This window comes from Rhodococcus sp. F64268, from assembly GCF_023015605.1.
Classification (GTDB): domain Bacteria; phylum Actinomycetota; class Actinomycetes; order Mycobacteriales; family Mycobacteriaceae; genus Rhodococcus.
On record NZ_JALKAI010000001.1, the window covers coordinates 627,840 to 645,657 of the forward strand.

Consider the following 17,818-nt stretch of genomic DNA (forward strand, 5'->3'; position numbering starts at 1 on the left):
CGTAGGTTCAATGGATGTCACGCTACCGGGGCGGGGGAGGAGCGCGCGAGTGTTGTTGCCCACCGTCGCAACCGCGACAACTCGTGGGCGTAATGTGACTCACGTGGTGATGACGCGGTGAGGCTCAGCGGCGTGCTGTACGGGCTCTACGAACGGCGATTGCTCAGAGAGCTCGAAGGAGCTCGCCAACCGCGACACGTCGCGGTGATGTGCGACGGGAACCGCCGATGGGCACGAGAGAACGGGTTCACGGACGTCGCGCACGGTCACCGCATGGGTGCCCGCAAGATCGCCGAATTGCTGAGCTGGTGCGACGCCGCGGGTATCGAAACCGCGACGATCTATCTGCTGTCCACCGAGAACCTCCGTCGCGACCCCGAGGAGCTCGACGCCCTCCTAGAGATCATCGCCGACGTCGTCGAGGAGATCTCGGCGCCGGACCAGAACTGGAGCGTCAAGATCGTCGGCACTCCCGAACTGCTTCCGGACGATCACGCGACCCGGTTGCGTGAAGCCGCGGCCGGGACCGCGGGCCGTACCGGCACACACGTCAACGTCGCCGTCGGATACGGCGGCCGGCAGGAGATCGTCGACGCTGTGCAGGCGCTGCTGCGCAAGAAGCGGGCAGAAGGGCTCTCGGCCGACGAGTTGATCGACGCGGTCACCGTCGAAGGCGTCGGCAGCCACCTCTACACCTCGGGGCAGCCCGATCCGGATCTCGTGATCCGCACCTCCGGTGAGCAGCGCCTCTCGGGCTTCCTGCTGTGGCAGAGCGCGTACTCGGAGATCTGGTTCACCGAGGCATACTGGCCCGAGTTCCGGCGAGTCGACTTCCTTCGCGCCCTCCGCGACTTCGCGGCCCGGCATCGTCGTTTCGGGGTCTGACCGGGCCGGTCAGATCTTTCGCAGCCGCAGCCTGTTGATGGAGTGGTTGGTGTCCTTGCGGAGTACGAGAGTCGCGCGCGGCCGGGTCGGCAGGATGTTCTCCACCAGATTCGGCAGGTTGATCGAGTGCCAGAGCTCTTTCGCGGCGCTCATCGCATCACGATCGGACAGTCCCGCGTAGTGGTGGAAATGTGCGTCGGGATTCGAGAACGACGTCTTCCGCAGGGCGAGAAACCTGTCTACATACCACTTCTCGATGTCCTCGATGCGGGCATCGACGTAGATGGAGAAATCGAACAGGTCGGACACCATCAGGCGGGGTCCGGTCTGCAGGACGTTGAGGCCCTCGATGATGAGGATGTCCGGCTGCCGGACCACATGGTACTGGCCCGGGACGACGTCGTACGAGATGTGTGAATAGAGCGGGGCTGCAACCTCTTCGGCCCCCGACTTGACCTCGGTGACGAAGCGCAGCAGCTTGCGCCGGTCGTAGCTTTCCGGGAAGCCCTTCCGATGCATGATGTTCCGGCGGATCAGTTCCTTCGACGGATACAGGAAACCGTCGGTGGTCACCAGATCGACGCGGGGATGATGCTCCCATCGCGCCAGCAGGGCTTGAAGTACGCGCGCGGTGGTGGATTTGCCCACGGCAACCGAGCCCGCGACACCGATCACGAACGGCACCTGGCGGTCGGGATGCTTCTCCCCGAGGAAGGTTGCGGTCGCTGCGAACAGGCGTTGTCGCGCTGCGACCTGGAGGTGGATCAGGCGAGCGAGGGGCAGGTACACCTCGGCCACCTCGGCGAGGTCGATCTGCTCACCAAGCCCGCGTAGCCCTACGAGTTCGTCCTCGGTGAGCACGAGCGGTGTGGACTTACGCAGTGTTCGCCACTGCTTGCGGTCGAACTCGACGTACGGGCTGGGTTCGCTCAAACGCGCCATCGGTACGTCCCCCCGATGACGCACATTCGGTCGATGCGGCCCCTGCGTGGGTCGTGGCGCTGCGTGTCCATGGAGGGGATTGTGCTCGCTGACACAGGATGATGCGTCGTCGGGGTCCCCGCGCGTGGCGGAACCGCGCGTTGTGCCGCCGGGGGAGCGACTAGTGTTGCCGGGTATGGGATCGGACGCATTCGTACGGGAATACCTGCTGTTGGGGCTGGCTTTCGACCGTCTCGAAGAGGGATTCGTCGACGCCTACACCGGCGACCCGGAGTTGCGACACCGAACGGAGAACGCGCCGCCGCCAGCGCCTCGTGATCTATCACACACCGCGCAACGGCTCCGCCGCGAGCTTCCGGCTGCGGGACTCTCCGACGAGCGGACCCGGTTTCTCGACGCCCACCTGCGGGCACTGGACTGCTCCGCCCGCAAGTTCGCAGGCGACGACATCGGATTCGTCGACGAGGTCGAGGCCTATTTCGATGTGCACATCGAGCCCGGAAACGAAGACGACTACCGCGACGCACATCGTCGTCTCGACGCGCTCCTGCCGGCGGGCGGAGGTAGTGGAATGTCGCTGGCCGAACGGCTGCAGGCGCATCGCAAGACCGAGGTGATTCCCGCCGACCGGCTGGCCGAATGTGTCGAGGCTTTTTCGAGTGCGCTGCGCGACAGGGTCCGCGCGGTCTACCCGCTGCCCGAGACCGAGCACGTCGAATACGAGGTGGTCGGCGACAAGCCGTGGTCCGGGTTCAACTACTACCTCGGCGACTACCGGTCGCGGGTCGCGATCAACTCCGACCTCGAGCAGCAGATGTCGAATCTGCCGAGGCTGATCGCGCACGAGGCCTACCCCGGGCATCACACCGAACACTGCAGGAAGGAGGCGGGCCTCGTCGCGGGCGGGCAAGGTGAGCAGACGTTGTTCCTCGTCAACACCCCGCAGTGCCTCATGGCCGAGGGGCTCGCCGACCTCGCGCTCGAGGCGATCGTCGGGCCGGGGTGGGGGCTCTGGGCGCAGGAGATCTACGCGGATCTCGGACTCCGATTCGACGGGGAACTCGCAGAGCAGCTGGGACAGGCATCCGCCGGGTTGCTTTCGGTGCGTCAGGATGCCGCACTGCTGCTGCACGACCGCGGGCGCAGTCACGACGATGTCGCCGGGTTCCTTCAACGCTGGTCGCTGTCGAGTCCGGAACGCGCGCGGCAATCGTTGCGGTTCCTGTCGTCGCCGCTGTGGCGCGCCTACATCAGCACCTACGTGGAGGGCTACCGGCTGCTCGGGGGTTGGCTCGCTCAGGTTCCGGTCGGCGACGCGCGTTCCGAACGCTTCCAGCGCCTGCTCGACGAGCCGCTCGTGCCGAGTTCGCTGCGGTGAGCCCGGTCACCTGCGGGGACCGGGTTCCTCGAATGGAGGCGCGGTTCGTAGACTGGACGTCGTATCTTGCCGCCCTCAGCTTGGAGAATCCTCGATGACAACTGTGCCCGGCACTGACGTCAACACCGCTTCACTCGCCGATCTCGATCCGGAGGTCGCACAGGCGATGGCCGGTGAGTTGTCTCGTCAGCGCGACACCCTCGAGATGATCGCGTCGGAGAACTTCGTGCCGCGTGCGGTTCTGCAGGCCCAGGGCAGTGTCCTGACCAACAAGTACGCCGAGGGCTACCCCGGTCGCCGCTACTACGGTGGTTGCGAGCACGTCGACGTCATCGAGGACCTCGCCCGCAACCGCGCGAAGGAACTGTTCGGCGCCGAGTTCGCGAACGTCCAGCCGCACTCGGGTGCGCAGGCCAACGCCGCGGTGCTGATGGCGCTCATGACGCCGGGGGAGAAGCTCCTCGGTCTCGATCTCGCGCACGGTGGTCACCTCACGCACGGCATGAAGCTCAACTTCTCCGGCAAGTTGTACGACGTCGCGTCCTACGGTGTCAGCAAAGATGATCACCGCATCGACATGGACGAGGTCCGCGACATCGCGCTTCGCGAGAAGCCGAAGGTCATCGTCGCCGGCTGGTCGGCGTACCCGCGGCACGAGGATTTCGCGGCGTTCCGCGCGATCGCCGATGAGGTCGGCGCCTACCTGTGGGTCGACATGGCTCACTTCGCAGGCCTGGTTGCTGCGGGTCTGCACCCGTCGCCCGTGCCGTACGCCGACGTCGTGTCCACCACCGTGCACAAGACCCTCGGTGGCCCCCGCTCCGGCCTGATCCTCGCCAAGAAGGACTGGGCCAAGAAGCTCAACTCGGCGGTCTTCCCCGGCCAGCAGGGCGGTCCGCTCATGCACGCGATCGCCGCGAAGGCCGTGGCGCTGAAGATCGCCGCGGGTGAGGAGTTCAAGGACCGTCAGCAGCGCACGTTGTCGGGTGCTCGCATCCTGGCCGAGCGGCTGTCGCAGGCCGATGTGGCCGACAAGGGCATCTCGGTCCTGACCGGCGGCACCGACGTCCACCTGGTTCTCGTCGACCTGCGCAACTCGCAGCTCGACGGACAGCAGGGTGAGGACGCGCTGCACGAGGTCGGTATCACCGTAAACCGCAATGCAGTGCCGTTCGATCCGCGCCCGCCGATGACCACCTCGGGCCTGCGCATCGGTACCCCGGCGCTCGCGACCCGCGGCTTCGGCGACGAGCAGTTCACCGAGGTCGCCGACGTCATCGCGCAGACTCTCATCGGTGGCGCCGATCTCGATGCGCTGCGTGCTCGCGTGAGCAAGCTGGCGCAGGACATCCCGCTGTACGAGGGCCTGGAGGATTGGCCCTTGATCTGAGTTTCGCAGGCCGGGTTCCCGGTCGCGATCCGCTCTTCTCGTGAGCCCGTTCCGCACCGAATTCGGTGCGGAACGGGCTCATCTCGTATCTCGCTGAGGCTGTGAGTGTCGACGACCACTCCACCGTCGGATTAGGGTAGCCTATGCTCCGTTGTGGCCGGTTCGATGGCTGCACACGTTAACGACGACCTCCGTGCCCCGAGACCAGAAGGACGACGCTGCATGGCCATTCCCGCCATCTCCCCGTACTCGATGCCCACCCGCGACGAACTCCCGGACGCCAGGGTGGAGTGGGCTCTCGACGCCTCGCGATCCGTCCTGCTGATCCACGACATGCAGAAGTACTTCATCGACGCCTACCGACCGGACGTCGAGCCGCTGTCCGTTGTGGTGCCCAACATCGCCCGTATCCGCGAGGCATGCAAGGCTGCGGGAGTGCCCGTCGTGTACACGATGCAGCCGGGCGATCAGCACCCGTCGCGCCGAGGCATCCTCGCCGACTTCTGGGGCACAGGGCTGACCAGCGGACGCGACACAGAGGTGATCGACGAACTGACCCCCGACGCCTCCGACATCCAGGTCACCAAGTGGCGGTACTCGGCCTTCCAGCGCACCGATTTTCGGCAGCTGCTCGCGCACTACGGCCGCGACCAGCTGATCGTCACCGGCGTCTACGCACACATGGGTTGCATGCTCAGTGCCGCCGATGCCTTCATGAGCGACGTGGCCCCGTTCATGGTGGTCGACGGCACCGCCGACTTCTCCCGCAACGAGCATGTGATGGCACTCGACTACGTTGCCAAGCGGGTCGGCAGGGTCGAAACGACCGACGCGGTCATCGGCGCTCTCGAAGCGACGGCCCACCGCAACGTGCCTCACGACGAGCAGTTGGCCGCGACGCTGTCGTGATGCGTGCAGGCGGACAGCTGTGGTTCACCTGAACTTCATCGACACGCCTTGCCTGTACCGAGCGAACCCACCGTATCGGGGTTAGCGTCGAGTGTGTAGGCGGCGCAGTGCCGACTACGCGGGAGGTCCCTGATCGTGCGGCAGAACAGTCCGAGCGAGGGGCCGGCACCCGGCCCTCGTGTCCGTGAGGACCACCGGGGAACGACCGGCCACCGAACAATCTGCGCGGTGCCGCGCAGGTCGAGGAGCCTCACGTGAACGCAACACGCTCCGTTCCAGCCGTACGCACCTACGTGCTGGATACTTCCGTCCTGCTCTCCGATCCGTGGGCGGTCACGAGATTCGCCGAACACGAGGTCGTACTGCCCCTGGTGGTGATCGGCGAGCTCGAAGGCAAGCGCCACCACCACGAACTCGGGTGGTTTGCGCGGGAGTCACTGCGGTTGCTCGACGACCTGCGGCAACGCCACGGTCGGCTCGACCGCCCCATCCCGGTAGGCGAGTCCGGTGGAATGCTGCACGTGGAACTCAACCACACCGATCAGATGGTCCTTCCCTCCGGTTTCCGCACTGATTCGAACGACTCGAGAATTCTTGCGTGCGCGATGAATCTGGCGGCGGAGGGTCGCGATGTGGTGCTCGTCAGCAAGGACACACCGCTGCGGGTCAAGGCCGGTGCGGTCGGCCTGACCGCGGACGAATACCACGCACAGGACGTCGTCACCTCCGGCTGGAGCGGCATGACCGAACTCGAGGTAGACAAGTCGCTGATCGACGAATTGTTCGCCGCGGGCGTCGTCGATCTCGAAACGGCCCGGGATCTTCCGTGTCACACCGGTATCCGGCTTCTCGGCGGATCCTCGAGCGCACTCGGCCGCGTCACCGCGGACAAGCAGGTGCAGCTGGTCCGCGGCGATCGCGAGGCATTCGGTCTGCACGGCCGCTCGGCCGAGCAGCGCGTCGCACTCGATCTGTTGCTCGACGAATCCGTCGGCATCGTGTCACTCGGAGGTAAGGCGGGAACAGGCAAGTCGGCACTTGCTCTGACGGCGGGTCTGGAGGCCGTGCTCGAGAAGCGGTCCCACCGCAAGGTCGTCGTGTTCCGGCCGCTCTACGCCGTCGGCGGTCAGGAACTGGGCTATCTCCCCGGGACCGAGGCCGAGAAGATGAACCCCTGGGGACAGGCAGTGTTCGACACCCTCGAAGGGCTTGCGAGCCCGCAGGTGATGGAAGAGGTCATCGCGAGAGGGATGCTGGAAGTATTGCCGCTCACCCATATTCGCGGCCGGTCGCTGCACGACTCGTTCGTGATCGTCGACGAGGCACAGTCCCTCGAACGCAATGTGCTGCTGACGGTGCTGTCGCGGCTCGGTACCGGGTCGCGGGTGGTGCTCACCCACGATGTCGCGCAGCGCGACAACCTCCGTGTCGGGCGGTACGACGGCGTGGCAGCGGTGATCGAGAAGCTCAAGGGGCACCCGCTGTTCGCGCACATCACACTGACGCGCAGCGAGCGTTCGCCGATCGCGGCGCTCGTCACCGAGATGCTCGAAGAGTTCGCGCCGGGCGCCTAACACATTGACCGAACGTCACCTTCGGCGCGCTGAGCTAGCCGAAGGTGACGTTCGGTCAATGGGGCCATGGTCTATTCGGAGTCGGGGAGCGGGCCGAGTTCGGTCTCGAGTACCTCCTGAACGACACGCATCGCGGCGAGTGCCGCGGGGGCGCCGCAGTAGGCGCTGCAATGGATCACGGATTCGACGATCTCGGTGCGGGTCAAGCCGTTGCGCAGAGCGCCTCGTACGTGACCGCGCAACTCGTTCTCGGCGCGCAGCGCGATGAGCATGCCGAGGTTGAGCAGGCTTCGGCTACGACGGTCGAGGCCGGGCCTCGACCACACTGCGCCCCAGGCATGTTCGGTGACGAACTCCTGGATTTCCTCCGAGTCGGTGCCTCGCGCGCGGTCGAAGGCTCGCTCGACGAAGTCGTCTCCCATGACTTCTCGCCGGATCTCGAGTCCCGCTTCGAACCCAGGGCTGTGCTCGGCGTCGGACATGTCAATGCTCCCTGTTCGATGGCCACCGAACCGTTCGGCCGCCGCAGAGAGTTTACGGCCGGCGGATCGCGGCCCGGACGAGACCGAGTGCGGTGGCACCGAGGAAGCCGAGAACATCGAAATGGTCGCGCCAGACAACGATGCGTCCGTCGCGTAGTTCGAATGTGCCGCACACCGGGAAGACGATCTCGATGCGGCCGAAGCGGAGCACGTCGGTGCGTTCGATGAGCACGACCTCGGCGCTTTCGGCGGCGATATGGTGTACCACCACATCGAAACCGAGCGATTGCTTCTCGAGGCCCGCGAGCACGGAGCCGATCCTCCGAGCGCCACGCAGGGTGGGCAGCGAGGTGTTGTGCCACGACATGTCGTCATCCATGTGGCGGGCGGCGTCGCGTGGCCGGCTTTCGGCAAGGGCTTCGAGGAACTCCCTGACTACCGTGATGGCGGTGTCGGGTGTGGTCGGTGTCGTGGCGATGGCATTCATGTGCTCCCCCTTTTGTCGATTGCGGGGATGGTACGGCGTCGTTCCCGGCGTGTCGACGAGAACGACCTTCTCGGAATCGAATCGATCTGCACGTGGCTCCATGAATCGGTTCACTTCGAAGAAAGTGGACTTATCCAGGTGGAACGGCTACGAACACCGGTTCCGCGCGGTTACGTTCGGGGCGTCCGCTTGTCCTATCCCGTGCGCGACCACCGGTGCGGGAAGTCCGACAGGAGAAGATCCATGAACCGAATCAACCGTCGAATGGCAACTACAGTGGCCGCGCTCGCTGCCGTCGGCCTGGTCGCCTCGGCATGCGGCGACGACACCAGTGCAGAAGATGTAGTCGGTAGCGCTACGAGCGCCGTCGAGTCCGCAGCCGAAAGTGTGGCGTCCGAGGTGCAGGGCTCTGATGAAACCACCGGCGCTGAGGAGACCACCGGCGCCGAAGGAACCGAGGGTGCGGAAGAGACCGGCACCGAGCCTGCTGACGAGCAGACCAGCGCGGTACCCGGACCGGACGGCGAATCGGTCGAGCTGAGCGGTCAGATCCTCGCCAAATACAACGAGGTCGGCGGTGAGTCCAGCCCGCTCGGCATGGCAACCGGAAACCAGGAGGACGTCGGCGACGGCAACATCGCCGAGTTCGACGGCGGCATCATCGCGTGGAGCCCGGACACCGACGCCCACATCGTGTGGGGCGAGATCCGCGTGGCGTGGGAGGCCGAAGGCGGGGCAGGCGGCGAACTAGGTTTCCCGGTCAGCGATGAGCATCCCATCGACGGGGGTCTGCAGAGCGACTTCGCGAACGGTCACATCACCTACATCGACGGCCAGACCGAGGTGGTGATGGACTGACGCCATCCCCGGCCCCGAGCGCGGGGCCGGGGATGGCATCACCGTTCCGGTTCGACCTTCGCCATCGCGAGGACATCGAGGCGACGGTCGAGCTCGTCCTCGCTGAGTTTCTCGCCGATGAGTCCGCGGTCGATCACCGTCTGCCGTATGGTCTTGCGCTCCTTCAAGGCTTCCTTGGCGACCGCAGCAGCCTCCTCGTAACCGATCGCAGAGTTCAGGGGCGTCACGATCGACGGGGACGACTCGGCGAGGGTGCGCAGATGCTCGACATTCGCGACCAGGCCCGTGATGCACCGGTCCGCGAACAGCCGTGAGACGTTGGCGAGCAGCCGAATTGACTCGAGCACGTTCCGCGCCATCATCGGGATGTAGACGTTGAGTTCGAACGCGCCCGCCGCCCCTCCCCAGGCGACCGCGGCGTCGTTACCGACGACCTGTGCCGCAACCTGCGTAACTGCTTCGGGCAGAACCGGATTGACCTTCCCCGGCATGATCGAGCTTCCCGGCTGCAGATCGGGTAGCTGGATCTCGGCAAGCCCGGTCAACGGACCGGACCCCATCCAGCGGACATCGTTCGCGATCTTGGTCAGCGACACCGCGATCGTGCGCAACGCTCCGGATACCTCGACGAGACCATCCCGCGCGGCCTGCGCTTCGAACCGGTTCCGGGCGGGTGTCAGCGCATCGACACCGGTGGCCTCGACGAGTTCGGCGACCACACGCGGCCCGAAGTCGTCCGGGGCGTTGAGGCCGGTGCCGACGGCGGTCCCGCCGATGGGCAGTTCGCCGAGGCGCGGCAAGGTGGCCTGCACTCGTTCGATCCCCGCTTCGATCTGGCGTGCGTACCCACCGAACTCCTGACCGAGAGTTACGGGTACGGCGTCCATCAGGTGCGTTCGGCCCGATTTGACGACAGTGCGCCACTCGGTGGCCTTGTCGCTGAGCGCGCTCTGCAATTGCTCCAGCGCCGGAACGAGATCGGAGACGGCCGCTTCGGTGGCGGCGACATGCGTTGCGGTGGGGAATGTGTCGTTCGACGACTGCGACATGTTGACGTGGTCGTTCGGGTGAACGGTGACACCGGCCTGCGCGGCGATCGACGCGATGACCTCGTTGGTGTTCATGTTCGAGCTTGTGCCCGAACCGGTTTGGAACACGTCGATCGGAAACTGGTCGTCGTGCTTGCCGTCGGCGATCTCGCGGGCGGCGGCAATGATCGCCTCCGCCTTCTCGGCGTCGAGGAGGCCGAGATCCTTGTTGACCTGTGCGCATGCGCCTTTGAGAAGTCCGAGAGCGCGGATCTGCGCGCGGTCGAGGCCGCGTCCGGAGATCGGGAAATTCTCCACGGCGCGCTGGGTCTGTGCGCGCCAGAGGGCGTCGACCGGGACCCGGACCTCGCCCATGGTGTCGTGCTCGATGCGGTACTGAGGGGAAGACTGCTCGGAAGTGTCGGTCATGCCGTCCACGGTAGGCCCGCCGAGCACATTTGTGGGGTGCAAGAAAACGTTCCTGCACCCCACAAATGCGTGTCAGGTCACGGCAGCGGCGGCGCGGCGCCGTCGACCCCCTGGAAATCGATCGACGAGAACTCGCCGAGCTTCTTGAGGCGGTGATAGGCCTCGACCATGCGGACGGTGCCGGACTTGCTGCGCATCACGATCGACTGCGTTTCGGCTCCGCCCGGGGTGTACCGGACACCACGCAGCAATTCACCGTCGGTGACACCGGTCGCGCAGAAGAAGATGTTCTCGCCGGTCACGAGGTCGGTCGTGGTGAGCACGCGGTCGAGGTCGTGTCCGGCGTCGATGGCCTTCTGGCGCTCGGCGTCGTCCTTCGGGGCGAGCCGGCCCTGCAGCGCGCCACCCATGCACCGCATGGCGGCTGCAGCGATGATGCCCTCGGGGGTGCCACCGATACCGAGCAGCATGTCGACACCCGAGCCGGGCCGTGCCGCGGCGATGGCGCCGGCAACGTCGCCGTCGGAGATCAATCGGATGCGGGCCCCGGCCTCGCGCACCTCACTGATGATGCCTGCGTGACGCTCGCGATCGAGGATCGTGACCGTCAGGTCCGGGATCGCGATGCTCTTGGCCTTCGCCACGCGGCGGATGTTCTCCGCAACGGGGACGGTGATATCGATGACATCCGCTGCCTCGGGGCCGACCGCGATCTTCTCCATGTAGAACACGGCCGACGGATCGAACATGGCGCCGCGTTCGGCGACCGCGAGGACAGCGATCGCGCCGGGCGCGCCCTTCGACATGAGCGTGGTGCCGTCGATCGGATCCACAGCGACATCGCACAGCGGTCCGTCGCCGTTGCCGACTTCCTCGCCGTTGTAGAGCATGGGCGCTTCGTCCTTCTCGCCCTCACCGATCACGACGACGCCCTGCATCGACACCGAACTCACCATGTGGCGCATGGCATCGACGGCGGCCCCGTCGCCGCCCTCCTTGTCGCCGCGTCCGACCCAGCGGCCTGCTGCCATCGCTGCGGCCTCGGTGACGCGCACCAGTTCGAGCGCGAGGTTGCGGTCGGGAGCTTCGCGGCGCTGTGGGGTGCTGGCCGTCATGGGCTACTGCCTCCTGATGAAAGTCGGTCGGCGCTCGAGTCGCGCCGGCGCAGATGTGGCCACCGGGATCGGGGCCGCACGAGCGGATGGGTGTATCGCGTGGTCATTGTCTCATCACCCGGGCCTCGATGACGTGTGGGACCCAGGGCGGGCGCACCGCACCTCGGCGTGGGCTGTCAGACTGGTTATGTGGCTCCCAAGAAACCTCGCATCCTGAACGACACCCGCGATATGGCCTGGTCGCTGATTCCGCTGGTTGTCGCAATGCTGGTCATTGCCGGAGTCGCGAGCCAGTGCTCATTCAGCCCCGGGGGGCCGACTGCCGGTCCGGTGCCGACCTTCGATCTCGATGCAGGCCTGAAGTACGACGCGAAGGAACTCGGTTTCCCGATCCGGCACCCCGAAGTTCCGGAGGGCTGGCAGTCCAACTCGGGGAGCCGCAGCATCATCTCCGGAAACGCAGGCGGCGATTCGAGCACCGTGGGGTTCGTCACCGCCGGCGGACGCTATGTGCGCTTCACGCAGTCCGACGCGGGCGAGGACGAACTCGTCCGGTTCGTGGCAGGCGAATCGCGTCGCGTCACCGGCGCGCAGCAGATCGGTACCCGGGACTGGACCGTCTACGGGGGCGAGGGCGTCGAAGCGCTGTGGGTATCGGACTTCGGCGACGTCCGCATCCTGGTCGGTGGTTCGGGCACCGACGAAGAGTTCACCGAACTCGCCACCGCGGTCGGAGTTGCCGAGCCGCTGGAGCCCTGACCGGCTAGTCTTCCTCGCTGTCGTCGTCTTCGTCGTCGGCGTGCGCCAGGGCGTTCTCGACCCGCTGACGTGCGCCTGCAAGGTGCTGCTCACACCGCTTGGCCAGTGCTTCACCCCGCTCCCACAACGCGAGTGAATCGTCCAGATCCAGCCCGCCCTGCTCGAGCATCTTGACGACGTTCACCAGCTCGTCGCGCGCGCGTTCGTAGCCGAGTTCGGCAACGTCGGAATTCGTGTCGCTCACAGTGTGATCCTCTACTTCTCTCGACCCATGACGACGGCTCGCACCGCGCCGTCACCCACTCGCACCCGCAGCTGAGTGCCCGGCGGGGCATCGTCCACCGACCGCACCACCTCGGGATCGCCGTCGGCCACGACCCGCTGCACCACGGCGTAGCCGCGAGCGAGGGTGGCCGCTGGCCCGAGTGTGGACAGGCGTGCACGCAGATGCTCGACGGTTGTTGTCTCTGCCGCAACCGTCCGTGAAATGTCGCGGCGCGCGGCCACCCGGAGTCGTTCGATCTCGTCGGCACGCCGGTCGAGTGCGGCGAACGGATCCGCCAACACGGGCCGGTCGCGCAACTGTGCGATCACATGTTCTTCCCGTCGCACCCAGTTCCGCAGCGCACCGGCAGCTCGCGACCGGAGTTCGTCGACCAGATCCTGTTCGGCGACGGCGTCCGGCACCACACACTTCGCAGCGTCGGTGGGTGTCGCGGCCCGCAGGTCCGCGACGTAATCGGACAGCGGGCTGTCGGGTTCGTGCCCGATCGCGCTGACGACGGGGGTCGTGCACGCGACGATCGCGCGGCACAGCGCCTCGTCGGAGAACGGCAGCAGATCCTCGGGACTGCCACCGCCGCGCGCGAGGATGATCACATCCACGTCGGGATCCTTGTCCAGCGCGGCGAGCGCCTCGAGGATCTGTGGCACCGCGGTCGGCCCCTGAACCGGGGTGTTGCGCACGTCGAACTGCACGGCCGGCCACCGTCGCTCCGCGACCGACAACACGTCGCGTTCGGCGGCACTGGCCCGGCCGGTGATCAGCCCGATGCGTCGGGGCAGGAACGGCAAGGGGCGTTTGAGCCGCTGATCGAAAAGACCTTCCGCCGCGAGAAGCTTGCGTAGACGTTCGAGGCGTGCGAGAAGCTCGCCGATTCCGACGGGACGGATCTCGGTGATCCGCAACGCCAGGCTGCCGCGACCCGGCCAGAAGGTGATCTTGCCGAACACCACGACGCTGGTGCCCTCGGTGAGCGGCACCTCGGATGCGCGAAGCAGCTGCGGGTCGCAGGTGAGCTGCAACGACATGTCCACCGACGGGTCGCGCAGGGTCAGGAACGCAGTCCGGGTCCCCGGCCGGGCATTGATCTGGGTGAGCTGTCCTTCCACCCATACGGTGCCGAGTTTGTCGATCCAGCCGGAGATTTTCTGTGACACGGTGCGCACCGGCCACGGGTTCTCCGCCGAGTTGGTGCGACCACCGGTCCGATCTGTGCTCACTTGCGTTCGGCGCTGGAGATCCGGTTGGACAGCATCGTGACGAACGGTGCGCGCCCGGCGTTCGCGTTCTCGTAGGCGAGGAGCGCGGTGAGGTCTTCTACCGACAACGTGCGGAGACGAGCACGCAGCTGCGCGAGGGTCAACGTGCCGTAGTCGAGGTACTCGGCGATCTCGGCCGGCTGCGTGGGCTTGGGCGCAGAGGCGGGTGTGGACTTCGACGCAGACTTCGCGGCCGCCGACTTCTTCGCCGGTGAGGTTTTCGTCACAGTCGCCTTCGCGGCGGAGGGGCGCGGGGCCGAGGCCTTCTTCGCAGGGGCCTTCTTGGCGGCCGTCTTCTTCGCAGGCGCTTTCTTCGCCCCGGCAGCAGCGGGAGCCTTCGACTCGGCGGTGGACGAAGCGGACGGTGCGGGGGTCGCGACGGGCGCCTCCGTCGAGGCGGGGGTCACGGCAGGGCTGCCCGCAGCCTCACCCGGCGGCACCGAATACAGCGCGAACCGGCCGGACGCCGAAGCCGCAGGTGTGGCGGGGGCCGGGGTATCGGCGCGCTTCGCAGGTTCCTCTGCGCTGGTGGGAGGCTCTTTGTCCTCGTCGAACACTGCCCACTCGGGTTCCTCGGAGGGCGTCGACGCGAACACCTCGAAAAGCTGATCGCCCTTGATCGCCAGGCCGGTCATCACTTGCTGCATCCGCATCGCAGTCTGCAGGATCTGGCTCACCGTGGTCATCGGGAGCGCAACCGCAGTACTCGGAAGTCGGAGAGTTTCTTCGTACGCGGTGACGGCCACGCCGGCGGCCACCCGTGCCATGAACGGTGGACGGATCATTCCCTCACCCTGCCTCACGATCGGTGTCTTTGGTAGCCGAGCAGGTCGGTGTGACCGCTCGGCCCGTACTCTGGAGACATGTCTGCGCCTGTCCCGCTCGAACTAGGAATCACACGGTCACCCGGCACATCGACGCCGGGGAAGCGCGTCCTTCTCGCCGAGCCGAGAGGATACTGCGCCGGTGTGGACCGTGCAGTGGAGACCGTCGAGAAGTCTCTCGAGAAGCACGGTGCTCCGATCTACGTCCGCAAAGAGATTGTGCACAATCGGCACGTCGTGGAGACCCTTGCCGAGCAAGGTGTCGTGTTCGTCGACGAGACCGACGAGGTCCCGGAGGGATCGGTCCTCGTGTTCTCGGCGCACGGCGTCTCGCCCGCGGTGCACGAGGCCGCGGCCGTCCGCAACCTCCACACGATCGACGCGACCTGCCCGTTGGTGACGAAGGTGCACCAGGAAGCGAAGCGTTTCGCCCGCGACGATTTCGACATCCTGCTCATCGGCCACGAAGGCCACGAGGAGGTCGAAGGTACTGCGGGAGAGGCCCCCGACCACGTTCAGCTCGTCGACGGCCCCGAGGCGGTCGATGCCGTGACGGTACGAGACCCGTCGAAGGTGATCTGGCTGTCGCAGACCACCCTGAGTGTCGACGAGACGATGACCACCGTGCAGCGGTTGCGCGAGAAGTTCCCGCAGTTGCAGGATCCGCCGAGCGACGACATCTGCTATGCGACCCAGAATCGTCAGGTCGCGGTCAAGGCGATGGCACCCGAATGCGACCTGGTGATCGTGGTCGGCTCTCGGAACTCCTCGAACTCGGTCCGCCTGGTGGAGGTCGCGCTCGGCGCAGGCGCGAAGGCCGCGCACTTGGTGGACTACGCCCGCGAAGTCGACCCCGCATGGCTCGACGGCGTCGAGACGATCGGTATCACCTCGGGTGCATCCGTGCCGGAGATCCTCGTGCGTGGCGTGATCGATCTACTGGACGAGCACGGATTCCACACTGTGCAGTCGGTGACCACCGCCAACGAGACCCTCGTGTTCGCGCTGCCACGCGAGCTGAGGGACGCCCGCCGCTGAGCGGACTTCGCGCACCTCAGTCGTCGACGCGATCCCGGTAGCGCACCGCCGGTGGCCGGTACCCGGGGACCTGCCTCGGAGCGCCGGCCATGGGTGTGGGCTGTGGTGTACGGAAGGAGGCGTCCTCGGGTCGGGGTCGTCGCCGCTGGGGGGCGTCGCGCCTCGGATCGATATCGCCACGGCGCGGCGCAGGTGTTGCGCGCGCCACCGGGTCGCTCACCGGTGGCGGGGTGCTCCGCCGCCGCGGTGCTGCGGCACGGCCGCGTGAATCGGCGACGTCGCGGACCGAGGCCTTCGCCCTCGGCGGTTCTCCCTGCTCCGCGCGTGCCGAGGGGCTGCGCACCGCGGAGGTGCGCGGCGAGGAAGCCTTGCGGGGAGCCTCGGCCCGATTCGGTTCCTCCGGTGCGGGACGCTGCGCGGTACTGCGTCGGCGTGCGGTTGCGGCGGCGCCGCGCGCAGGCGCCGCTCGACGGGACCGCGGGGCGCGCGCACGAACACCGACGTTCTGCTTGGCGAGGAAGATCCGTGCAGCGCCGATCACCAACACCGCCACGGTGGCGAGCAACATGGCCGGGAACCGATTGACCAGTGGATATGCGACATTCAACGCCAATTCCTTGAGGCCGCTGGTGCTGCCCGAGGCCAGGATCTCCTGACCGATCGGTACAGCCAGCAGCAGCAACAACGGCGGCTGGGCCATCGCGGTGAACAATCCGCGATAGCGGACCGCGGCTACGGCCGCGATGCATCCGAGGACATAGAAGACAGTGAATGTGGACGTCAGCTGGTCGCCGCCGGTTGCATCGATCAGCAGCCCGACAAGGGTGACACCGACAGCGATGAGCGGTGCACCCCACCAGGGGACACCGGGAAGCGACGGGACCAACGACCGCATATCGAGCGGCACTGCCGAGCGAGCGCGTTGGGATGCAGACACAAGGTAAACAGTAACCCGACGGAATCAGCTTGCTTCGTCGACAGGACCGTCGGATTCCGCAGTTTCTGCGAGTGTGCTGCGTCGCGGCCACGAGTCGACACGCCGGACCTCGGGCACGTCGCCATCGAAAAGTTCCAGCTCATCGAGCTTTCGGGCGGTGACTCCCACCCGTGTCTCCATCGACGACACCGTGAGGTTGAACGAATCGACTGCTTTGCCCAATTGTCCGCCGAGCCGATCGAGGTGATCGCCCACGGTGCCGAGGCGCTGATACAGCTCTCTACCCAGCCTGTGGATGGTCGCGGCGTCTCGCGACAGGGCCTCTTGGCGCCATGTGAAGGCGATCGTGCGCAGCAGAGCGACGAGCGTGGTCGGGGTGGCGAGGATCACGTTTCGTGCGAACGCGTACTCGAGCAGATCCGAGTCGGCGCCGAGGGCTGCATCGAGGAACGGGTCGCCCGGTACGAACAGCACCACGAACTCCGGTGTCGGATCGAACGACTCCCAGTACGACTTCGCGGAAAGCTGGTCGATGTGGGTGCGCAACTGACGTGCGTGGCGGGTCAGATGTCGCTCGCGCTGAGCCGGGTCCTCCTCCTGCGCCGCGTCGAGATAGGCGGCGAACGGCACCTTGGCGTCCACCACGATCTGTTTGCCGCCTGCGAGGTAGACCAACAGGTCGGGGCGTACGCCCTCCTTCGATACCTGCGTGTCGAAGTCGCAGTGCCGAACCATCCCGGCCAGCTCGACGACCCGCTCCAGCTGGATCTCGCCCCACCTGCCGCGCACCTGCGGCGCTCGCAACGCCGTGACGAGTTGCTGGGTCTGCGTCGACAGTGACTGGGAGGCGCGGTGCATCCCTTCCACTTGCTCGGTCAGACCGGCATACGCGTGGATCCGGCTCCGCTCGACGTTCTCGACCTGCCTCGACAGCGCCCCGACTGCCTCGTGCAGGGGCCCGACCAACCGCGATACCTGCTCGCCGACGGCGCCGGAATGCCGACGCGCGGCATCCTCGTTCACTGCGCTCAACGATTGCCGCAACTGCGACTCGTTGGCCTCGAGGGCAGCGAGCTGCGCTTCGGCACGCGCTGCGCGGTCGCCGCTGCGCGATGCGTGCAGCAGCCAGCCGAGCACCACCCCGAGGGCGAGTGCGACGACGAGACCCAGAGCCGTGAGAGCTGACATGAGCCGCATGATGCCGCACCGCGGTGACAGTTACCCGGAACCCGAGCGTGTCG

General features: G+C 66.6%; 18 protein-coding genes. 8 read left to right on the forward strand and 10 right to left on the reverse strand.

All coding sequences use genetic code 11. The annotated features are described in order from the left end of the window. Nucleotides 1–117: 117 nt before the first annotated feature. A complete protein-coding gene (locus tag MWU77_RS02995; protein WP_169687718.1) occupies nucleotides 118–885 on the forward strand; it encodes an isoprenyl transferase in 768 nt (255 codons plus the stop codon). 9 nt (nucleotides 886–894) lie between these two features. Here MWU77_RS02995 and coaA read toward each other — a convergent pair whose 3' ends face one another. Continuing rightward, complete coding sequence (gene coaA / locus MWU77_RS03000) at nucleotides 895–1,827, reverse strand: type I pantothenate kinase (RefSeq protein WP_169687717.1); 933 nt, start codon at nucleotides 1,825–1,827, stop codon at nucleotides 895–897. 175 nt (nucleotides 1,828–2,002) lie between these two features. On the opposite strand from coaA, the gene MWU77_RS03005 reads away from it, so the two are divergent. The 4 genes from MWU77_RS03005 (at nucleotide 2,003) to MWU77_RS03020 (ending at nucleotide 7,078) form a co-directional block, all read left to right on the forward strand. After that, on the forward strand, nucleotides 2,003–3,205 hold the full coding sequence (locus MWU77_RS03005) for a DUF885 domain-containing protein (protein ID WP_247272897.1): 1,203 nt from the start codon (nucleotides 2,003–2,005) through the stop codon (nucleotides 3,203–3,205). A 94-nt stretch (nucleotides 3,206–3,299) separates the two neighbouring features. Continuing rightward, nucleotides 3,300–4,595 carry a serine hydroxymethyltransferase gene (gene glyA, locus MWU77_RS03010; RefSeq protein WP_169687715.1) on the forward strand — a complete coding sequence of 432 codons (1,296 nt, stop codon included), beginning with the start codon at nucleotides 3,300–3,302 and terminating at the stop codon, nucleotides 4,593–4,595. A gap of 222 nt (nucleotides 4,596–4,817) precedes the next feature. Continuing rightward, the gene (locus MWU77_RS03015; protein WP_247272898.1) at nucleotides 4,818–5,504 is read left to right on the forward strand and encodes an isochorismatase family protein; all 687 of its coding nucleotides are present in this window, start codon (nucleotides 4,818–4,820) and stop codon (nucleotides 5,502–5,504) included. A 254-nt stretch (nucleotides 5,505–5,758) separates the two neighbouring features. After that, entirely contained in the window at nucleotides 5,759–7,078 is a 1,320-nt protein-coding gene (locus MWU77_RS03020) for a PhoH family protein (protein ID WP_247272899.1), read from the forward strand. A 71-nt stretch (nucleotides 7,079–7,149) separates the two neighbouring features. Here the strand turns inward: MWU77_RS03020 and MWU77_RS03025 are convergent, their stop codons facing one another. Beyond that, nucleotides 7,150–7,560, reverse strand: coding sequence for a carboxymuconolactone decarboxylase family protein (locus MWU77_RS03025; RefSeq protein ID WP_169687712.1), 411 nt, complete (start codon nucleotides 7,558–7,560; stop codon nucleotides 7,150–7,152). 52 nt (nucleotides 7,561–7,612) lie between these two features. Next, on the reverse strand, nucleotides 7,613–8,047 hold the full coding sequence (locus tag MWU77_RS03030; protein WP_169687711.1) for a limonene-1,2-epoxide hydrolase family protein: 435 nt from the start codon (nucleotides 8,045–8,047) through the stop codon (nucleotides 7,613–7,615). 264 nt (nucleotides 8,048–8,311) lie between these two features. On the opposite strand from MWU77_RS03030, the gene MWU77_RS03035 reads away from it, so the two are divergent. Next, the gene (locus MWU77_RS03035; protein ID WP_247272900.1) at nucleotides 8,312–8,905 is read left to right on the forward strand and encodes an LGFP repeat-containing protein; all 594 of its coding nucleotides are present in this window, start codon (nucleotides 8,312–8,314) and stop codon (nucleotides 8,903–8,905) included. A gap of 38 nt (nucleotides 8,906–8,943) precedes the next feature. Here MWU77_RS03035 and MWU77_RS03040 read toward each other — a convergent pair whose 3' ends face one another. After that, nucleotides 8,944–10,362, reverse strand: a complete 1,419-nt coding sequence (locus MWU77_RS03040) for a class II fumarate hydratase (RefSeq protein ID WP_247272901.1) — start codon at nucleotides 10,360–10,362, stop codon at nucleotides 8,944–8,946. A gap of 77 nt (nucleotides 10,363–10,439) precedes the next feature. Next, entirely contained in the window at nucleotides 10,440–11,477 is a 1,038-nt protein-coding gene (gene glpX / locus MWU77_RS03045; RefSeq protein WP_169687709.1) for a class II fructose-bisphosphatase, read from the reverse strand. Nucleotides 11,478–11,666: 189 nt separating this feature from the next. Between glpX and MWU77_RS03050 the strand changes: the two genes are divergently transcribed. After that, nucleotides 11,667–12,236, forward strand: a complete 570-nt coding sequence (locus tag MWU77_RS03050) for a DUF4245 domain-containing protein (protein ID WP_247272902.1) — start codon at nucleotides 11,667–11,669, stop codon at nucleotides 12,234–12,236. Nucleotides 12,237–12,240: 4 nt separating this feature from the next. Here MWU77_RS03050 and MWU77_RS03055 read toward each other — a convergent pair whose 3' ends face one another. Genes MWU77_RS03055 through MWU77_RS03065 form a run of 3 tightly spaced genes read right to left on the reverse strand, consistent with a single transcriptional unit; the run spans nucleotide 12,241 to nucleotide 14,563 of the window. Then, nucleotides 12,241–12,480 carry an exodeoxyribonuclease VII small subunit gene (locus MWU77_RS03055; protein ID WP_247272903.1) on the reverse strand — a complete coding sequence of 80 codons (240 nt, stop codon included), beginning with the start codon at nucleotides 12,478–12,480 and terminating at the stop codon, nucleotides 12,241–12,243. A gap of 11 nt (nucleotides 12,481–12,491) precedes the next feature. After that, nucleotides 12,492–13,739, reverse strand: a complete 1,248-nt coding sequence (gene xseA / locus MWU77_RS03060; RefSeq protein ID WP_247272904.1) for an exodeoxyribonuclease VII large subunit — start codon at nucleotides 13,737–13,739, stop codon at nucleotides 12,492–12,494. Next, the gene (locus tag MWU77_RS03065; protein ID WP_169687705.1) at nucleotides 13,736–14,563 is read right to left on the reverse strand and encodes a lipid droplet-associated protein; all 828 of its coding nucleotides are present in this window, start codon (nucleotides 14,561–14,563) and stop codon (nucleotides 13,736–13,738) included. The genes xseA and MWU77_RS03065 overlap by 4 nt, the downstream gene beginning before the upstream one ends. Nucleotides 14,564–14,641: 78 nt before the next feature. Here MWU77_RS03065 and MWU77_RS03070 point away from each other — a divergent pair, with 78 nt between their 5' ends. Beyond that, nucleotides 14,642–15,640 carry a 4-hydroxy-3-methylbut-2-enyl diphosphate reductase gene (locus MWU77_RS03070; protein WP_169687704.1) on the forward strand — a complete coding sequence of 333 codons (999 nt, stop codon included), beginning with the start codon at nucleotides 14,642–14,644 and terminating at the stop codon, nucleotides 15,638–15,640. 16 nt (nucleotides 15,641–15,656) lie between these two features. On the opposite strand, the gene MWU77_RS03075 is transcribed toward MWU77_RS03070, so the two are convergent. Both MWU77_RS03075 and MWU77_RS03080 read right to left on the reverse strand, forming a co-directional pair. Then, entirely contained in the window at nucleotides 15,657–16,577 is a 921-nt protein-coding gene (locus MWU77_RS03075; RefSeq protein WP_308198752.1) for a DUF6542 domain-containing protein, read from the reverse strand. A gap of 24 nt (nucleotides 16,578–16,601) precedes the next feature. After that, a complete protein-coding gene (locus MWU77_RS03080) occupies nucleotides 16,602–17,765 on the reverse strand; it encodes a DNA recombination protein RmuC (protein ID WP_169687703.1) in 1,164 nt (387 codons plus the stop codon). Between the last annotated feature and the right edge of the window lie 53 nt (nucleotides 17,766–17,818).